A 6,780-nucleotide genomic window follows, 5' to 3' on the forward strand; every position below is an offset into this window, starting at 1 on the left:
AATCCGTTTACGGGTGGCGCTTCGCGTCGCGAGCTCGAAGGTGAGATGGCGGCGCTCAGCCGCTCGATGGCGGTGATCACATTCAAGCTCGACGGAACCATTCTCGACGCGAACGAGAACTTCCTGAAGGCGGTCGGCTATACGCTGGAGCAGGTGCGCGGGCGCCATCACAGCCTGTTCGTGACGAAGGAAGAAGCGGCGAGCGCCGAATACCGGGAGTTCTGGGCGCGGCTGGGGCGGGGCGAATACGACGCCCGCCAGTTCCTGCGGGTCGCCGCCGATGGCAGCGAGTTCTGGATCGAGGCGAGCTACAACCCGGTCCTCGGCGCCGGCGGCAAGCCGGTGAAGGTGATCAAGTTCGCGACCGTGGTCACGGCGCAGAAGAACCACGAAGCCGACATGGCCGGGCAGGTCGCGGCGATCCGCAAGGCGATGGCGGTGATCGAGTTCTCGCTCGACGGGATCATCCTCGACGCCAACGAGAACTTCCTCGCCGTCACCGGCTACACGCTGGCCGAGATCAAGGGCCAGCATCACGGCATGTTCTGCGAGCCGGGCTATCGCAACTCGCCCGAATACCGCTCCTTCTGGCAGAAGCTCGGCCGCGGCGAATACGATTCCGGCCAGTATCTCCGCGTCGGCAAGGGCGGCAAGGAAATCTGGATCCAGGCGAGCTACAACCCGATCATGGACGCCAAGGGCCGGCCGATGAAGGTGGTGAAATACGCCATCGACATCAGCGAGCAGAAGGCGGCGCGCCAACTCGCCCAGGCGGTCGCGGAAGCGCAGGGGGTGATCGGCCGGGCCAAGAGCCGCGACCTGACCCAGCGCATCCCGATGGCCGGCAAGGAGGGCGAGGTCGCCGATCTCTGCGCCGGCATCAACGAGCTGATCGACAACATGGCCGAGGTGATCGGCGCGGTCGGCGGGATTTCCGGCAAGGTCGGCGCCGCCGCCGACCGGATCGCGAGCGACAGCGTCAACCTCGCCGAACGCACCGAGGCGCAGGCCTCGAGCCTGCAGCAGACGGCGGCGACGACCGAGGAGCTCGCCGCCTCGATCAAGACCAGCGCCGGCAATTCGCGCCAGGCGGCGACGCTCGGCGACGAGGCCAAGACGGTGGCCTCGCGCGGCGGCGCCATCGTCGCCGACGCGGTCTCGGCGATGGGGCGCATCGAGCAGGCCTCGGCCTCGATCGCCGACATCATCTCGATGATCGACGAGATCTCGTTCCAGACCAATCTGCTGGCTCTCAACGCCGCGGTCGAGGCGGCCCGTGCCGGCGATGCCGGCCGGGGCTTCGCCGTCGTCGCCTCGGAAGTCAGGGCGCTGGCCAAGCGCTCGAGCGAATCGGCCAACGGCATCAAGGAGCTGATCGGCAATTCCAGCGAGCAGGTGCGCTCCGGCGTGCAACTGGTCAAGGAGGCGGGCAAGACGCTCGAGGAGATCGTCAGCGCCGCCAGCCGGGTGGCGAGCACCATCGCCGATATCTCGAGCGCCGCGGTGGAGCAGGCCAATGGCGTCGACGAGATGGCCAGGACCGTCGCCCATATGGACGAGATGACCCAGCAGAACTCGCTGATGGCGGATGCCAGCTCGAAGCTCTCGCGCGAGCTGCAGGGCGAGACGCAGACGCTGGCGGCGCTGGTCGGCGCCTTCCGGCTCGGCGCCGGCGACGCTTCCGACTCGGCCGGGGAGATGGCGGCGAATCTGCGCGCCATGCTGCCGCCGGCGAAGCCCGCGGCCGCCCCGGCAGCGAGGGCGCCGGCCCGTCCGGCGAGGCGCGTCGCGAATGGGGGCGCGGACGGCTGGTCCGAGTTCTAAGCGATCAGCTCGCGGCCGAAGCGGCGAGCAGCGCCACGGTGAGGGTTGCGAAGACGGCGCGGACGGCATGGCCGCGTTCCCAGCGATCGCGCAGCGTCGTCCAGTCGGCGCCGGCATCCTCGTCGGCGCCGAGTGCGAAAAAGCCCTCGCTCGCGGTGTCGATCCGGCTTTCCTTCAGCCAGAACCGGTTCACCGGATGGACCAGCAGCCAGTAGAGCGCGTGCACGGCAACTGCGCTCGCGCAGGCGGCCAAGGCGAGCCGGCCCGCGGTGCTGCCCGCCGGCAGCATCAGCGCCAGCGCCGCGCTGGCGACGATCGAGCCGATCTCGCCGATGCCGCCGCCGATGGTGAAGCCGGGATAGTAGATCGGCTGGATCGCGAGATAGTGCTCCCTCGCCAGGCGCAGCTTGCCCGGCATTTCGAGCGCATGGCCGAGAGCGGTCGTCATCGAGACGGCCGCCAGCAGGATCGCGAGAATCTGAACGGCGAAGAGCATGGCGTCGGCTCCGTTGCTGCCCGGTCGTTCCAGCAACGGCGGGCAGGGGCGATCGTTCCCTGCGCGGGCCTGCGCCGGGGATAGCGCGATCCACCCTCTTGCCAGCGCGGCCCGGATGCGCTTTGCGGAACGGCCAGCCCACCGCTTTTCCGCAGGACCGCCCGCCATGGCCGAACCGACCGCCAACAAGGCCTTCCCCGTTTCCTGGGACCAGTTCCACCGCGATGCCCGGGCGCTCGCCTGGCGCCTGGCCGATGCCGGCCCGTTCGAGGCGATGGTCTGCATCACGCGCGGCGGGCTGGTGCCGGCGGCGATCATCTGCCGCGAGCTCGGCCTGCGGCTGATCGAGACGGTCTGCGTCGCGAGCTATCACGACTACAAGAACCAGTCGGAGCTCAAGGTGATGAAGGAGGTCGCGCCCTCGATCCGCGCCATCGGCGACGGCAAGGGCAAGGGCGTGCTGGTGGTCGACGACCTGACCGACACCGGCAAGACCGCCCGCATCGTGCGCGAGATGCTGCCGAACGCGCATTTCGCCGCGGTCTACGCCAAGCCGGCGGGCGTGCCGACCATCGACACCTTCGTCACCGAGGTCAGCCAGGACACCTGGATCTACTTCCCCTGGGATATGGGGCTCGCCTATGTCGAGCCGATCGCCAAGGACCATAAGGGCTGATCAGGCGGCGCTCGGCGCCCTGAGCGCCACGACCATGCCGGTGACGGCAAGGCCCATCCCGGCGATCTCCTGCAGCGAGGCGTGCTCGCCGATCAGGACGGCGCTGGCGACCGCGGTGACGACCGGCACCAGCGGCAGGAACAGCGCGGCGCGGGCGGCGCCCAGGGTGGCGACGGACTGGGTGTAGAGGAACAGCGCCAGGGCGCCGACCAGCACGCCCTGATAGAACGCCTGCAGCGCGATCGCCGGAAGCGGCAACTGCGCCAGGTTGATCGGCTGGACCAGGGCGAGCAGCGGCAGGAAGGGCAGGGCGAGCAGGCAGGTCGCCATGGTGACCTCGACCGCGTCCGCCCCCCAGCGCCGGCAGAGCACGCCGAACACCGACCAGATCACCGCGATCAGCACGAAGAGCAGATCGCCGATCCAGGCGCCTTCGCGCGTCGGCGTGTTGGCCAGCGCCTCATAGGAAAAGACCGCGATGCCGAGCACGAGCAGGCCGAGGCCGGCGAGCCTGGCCCTGCCGGCGCGCTCGCCGAGCACGAGGAAGGCGAGCAGGGCGGTGCAGACCGGGATCAACCCCGGCGAGATCACAGAGGAATGCAGCGCCGGGGCGAAATGGGCGCCGCCGACCAGGATCAGGCTGTAGGTCGGGCCGACCAGCGCGGTCAGGACCAGCGCTCGTTTCCAGCCGAGCCTCCCGACCGGGAAGGGCTTCAGGCGCCGCAGCGCAAAGGGCAGCAGCACCAGCGAAGCCGCGATGAAGCGCAGGATGGTGACGTCGCCGGCCGAGAATCCGTCGGCGACGGACTGGCGCGAGACCACGGCCTGCACGCCCCAGATCAGGGCGCAGAGCAGGCCGCAGGCAAGGCCGATCGTGGAGCGGGAGGCGAGGGCGGAGGCTTGGTTCACGCGGCGGCTTTCGGGCGAAGCGAGCCGGCTCTATGCGCGGGGCCCGGGCGGGCGGCAAGGGCGGGCGGGCGAGGCCGCTCCCCGCTGGGCGCATAAGCGGATGAACCGCGGGGAACCCTCTCCTGGAAGGAGAGGGCAGGGTGAGGTGCAGGCCGCCGGGCCAGTTCCACGAGCGCTCACCGCGCGGCCGGGTTCAAGCTCACGATTTCCCTCCCGAACACCTCACCCCTGCCCCTGTCCTTCCAGGAGAGGGGTTCCCCGGTTCCCGAGCCTGTCCGGCTACGCCACCGCCGCGACCAGGCGCTCGCAAAAACCCTCGCTCGCGCTCTTGTCGATCCAGCGGAGGACGGCGACGAGATCGTGCTCCGGATCGATCCAGATCACATTGCTGCCGGCGCCCATGGCGCTGAAGGCGCTCGCCGGCAGCTTCGGGTTCGCGGCCGGCCCGCGGTTCAGCCACCAGAGGAAGCCGTAATTCGCCAGCGTCGGTGAGGGGGTCAGCATCTGCCCGAACCAGCCCTGCGGGATCAGCTGCCGCCCCTCCCAGGCGCCCTCGCGCGCGATCAGCAGGCCGAAGCGGGCATGGTCCTTCGCGCCGATGAAGAGCCCGCCGCCCCAATGCCCGCCGCCGGGCACCGATTGGATGCGCCTTCCGTCGATTTCGACGAAGGAGTTCTCGTAGCCCTCCCAGCGCCAGCCATCCGAGGCGCCGATCGGGTCCATGATGCGCTCGCGCAGCACGTCGGGCAGCGGCCGGCGGAAGCGCCGCAGCAGGGCGTAGGACAGCGCGTTCACCCGCACATCATTGTATTCGTAGAAGCTGCCGGGCTCGCGCAATTCGCGGCGCTGGCCTTTTCGGCTGTTGTCGGCGCCGGGGCCGATCTGGCGGTTATGATCGACCTGGTCGGATTTTTCGAAGATCTCGCCCTGCCATTCACTGTTCTGATGCAGGAGATGGCGCCAGGTTATCTTCGCATTATGCGGGCTCGCAAAATGCGGCCCGTCGACCGTTTTGCCCACGGGCTCGTCGAGATCGGCGATCAGCCCGTCGCCGACGGCCAGCCCGGCCAGCGCCGAGAGATAGCTCTTGGCGATCGAGAAGGTCATGTCGGGGCGCTCCGTATCACCCCATTCTGCGACCACGGCGCCGCCCTTCAGCACGATGCCGGCCGGCCCGCCGCGCTCGGCGACAGGTCCGACGATCTGCGTCCACGGCCCGCTCTCGTTCCACTCGACATTCCCGACATAGGAGCCGTCGGGATAGAGCATGCTGCGCGGCCAGGGGGATTCGTGCGCGATGGCGAAGTCGATGGCGGCCTGGAGGCGGGTGGGGGAGAGGCCCGCGGCGGCCGGGGCGAGGGTGGGGAAGGCGGAGGTCAAGGGCAGGTCCTCGAAGGCTGGCGAAGCAGGCAGAGGCGGAAGGCTAGCATGGCGATCGGGGCCGGTCGCCATTGGCCGGCGCAGGGGCCTGTTCGTCGTCAGGCATGGCTGGAACGGGCGCGAGCGGCATGCCGCTAGAGCATGATGATTTCAGCTGGAACCACGCCGTCATCCTGGGCGAAGCGGAGCTTCGTCCCGGGATCCATCATGGGGCGCCGTCGATCCCTGTGATGGATCCCGGAGCTGCGCCGCTTCGCGGCTTGTCCAGGATGACGCCGTGGTTCCAAGCAAAAGCATCAGACTCTAGTCCGGGCGCCGCAGCGGACCTTATCCATGCAGTGGTTGCCGCTGCTGCGCCCTTCACGTCGCTGCTCCCTGTCGGCCGGAACCCCGTTGACGTAACGTCCCGTTTGCTCAGAATGGGCTCCGATCGGCTGATCCGCGCCGGCGCCCGGAGCCCACAGGGAGCGCGATCAGGCATTGGCCATGAGTCCTTTCGCAATCGGCGGCATCGCGTTCCTTTTTATTTTCGGCGCGGCCCTGCTCGGAATGTTCCTGCGCTCGCGTCTGCCGGGAGACCATCTGAGCGCCGAGTCCAGAGACGCGATCAAGCTTGCGACGGCCATCATCGGCACGCTCTCGGCGCTCGCCCTCGGGCTTTTGATCGCCTCGGCAAAACGGTCCTTCGACGATGCCGGGGCAGAGACCAGGACCTGGGCGGCGCGCGTGCTGCTGCTCGACAGGGTCATGGCGCATTATGGAGCAGAGACCGCGGAGATGCGGGCGTCGCTTCGCGAACTGGTCGAGACGAGGTTGAGCGAGGTCAACGATACCTCCGGCAGCAAGAAACCGCCGGGCGGTGGTTTCGACGTCGAACCGGTTCAGGACGGGCTCCGGAGCCTGTCGCCGCAAACCGAGGCCCAGCGCTGGCTCCAGTCGCGGGCGCTTCAGCTCAGCGGGCAGATCGCCGAAGCGCGGTGGCTGCGAACCGACACGGAAGCCGGCGGATTCCCTGGAATGTTCCTGGTCATTCTCGTCTTCTGGCTTGCCCTGCTCTTTGCGTCGTTCGGCCTGCTGGCGCCCGGCAACGCAACCGTCGTGGCGACCTTGTTCGTTTGCGCCCTGTCCGTGACAGCCGCGCTGGTGCTGATCATCGACATGGATCATCCCTATCTCGGGCTGATCCGTGTTTCGGACGCGCCCTTGCGGCTGGCTCTCGAGCGCGTCGATCGGCCCTGACACGCCGGACAGGATCGCGCCGGGCACAGGGGAACGCTCACATCGAGGTTCGAGCGCATGCCGGCCCCGGCTCGCTTCCACGCGACCAGCAGCTGAATTCTCGCCGGCTTCCGCCGCGAGGGTTTGCGTTTGAAAAGCTCATCCGAGGGGATGCGCGGGGTCGGGCGGCGTCGCAGTCGACGGCTGCGTGCCGAATGTCGATGTCGAAATGTCGAGGCAGCGTCACTGGCCGCCACCCGATGGGCATCATCCGATC

6 protein-coding genes are annotated in these 6,780 nt (G+C 68.7%); 3 read left to right on the forward strand and 3 right to left on the reverse strand.

Annotated features, from left to right (window positions below):
- The first annotated feature begins 45 nt into the window (after positions 1-45).
- On the forward strand, positions 46-1,824 hold the full coding sequence (locus V6M56_RS15610; protein WP_332685061.1) for a methyl-accepting chemotaxis protein: 1,779 nt from the start codon (positions 46-48) through the stop codon (positions 1,822-1,824).
- Between the two features lie 4 nt (positions 1,825-1,828).
- Here V6M56_RS15610 and V6M56_RS15615 read toward each other — a convergent pair whose 3' ends face one another.
- Complete coding sequence (locus V6M56_RS15615; RefSeq protein ID WP_332685062.1) at positions 1,829-2,320, reverse strand: anthrone oxygenase family protein; 492 nt, start codon at positions 2,318-2,320, stop codon at positions 1,829-1,831.
- A gap of 166 nt (positions 2,321-2,486) precedes the next feature.
- Here V6M56_RS15615 and gpt point away from each other — a divergent pair, with 166 nt between their 5' ends.
- Positions 2,487-2,996 carry a xanthine phosphoribosyltransferase gene (gene gpt / locus V6M56_RS15620; protein WP_332685063.1) on the forward strand — a complete coding sequence of 170 codons (510 nt, stop codon included), beginning with the start codon at positions 2,487-2,489 and terminating at the stop codon, positions 2,994-2,996.
- Here gpt and V6M56_RS15625 read toward each other — a convergent pair whose 3' ends face one another.
- Entirely contained in the window at positions 2,997-3,905 is a 909-nt protein-coding gene (locus V6M56_RS15625; RefSeq protein ID WP_332685064.1) for a DMT family transporter, read from the reverse strand.
- Positions 3,906-4,184: 279 nt separating this feature from the next.
- Entirely contained in the window at positions 4,185-5,285 is a 1,101-nt protein-coding gene (locus V6M56_RS15630) for a serine hydrolase domain-containing protein (protein ID WP_332685065.1), read from the reverse strand.
- A 486-nt stretch (positions 5,286-5,771) separates the two neighbouring features.
- Between V6M56_RS15630 and V6M56_RS15635 the strand changes: the two genes are divergently transcribed.
- Positions 5,772-6,524 (forward strand): bestrophin-like domain, encoded by a 753-nt coding sequence (locus V6M56_RS15635; RefSeq protein WP_332685066.1) that lies wholly within the window; start codon positions 5,772-5,774, stop codon positions 6,522-6,524.
- Positions 6,525-6,780: the final 256 nt, after the last annotated feature.

The sequence above is a fragment of the Allobosea sp. genome (assembly GCF_036675845.1).
Classification (GTDB): Bacteria; Pseudomonadota; Alphaproteobacteria; order Rhizobiales; family Beijerinckiaceae; genus Allobosea.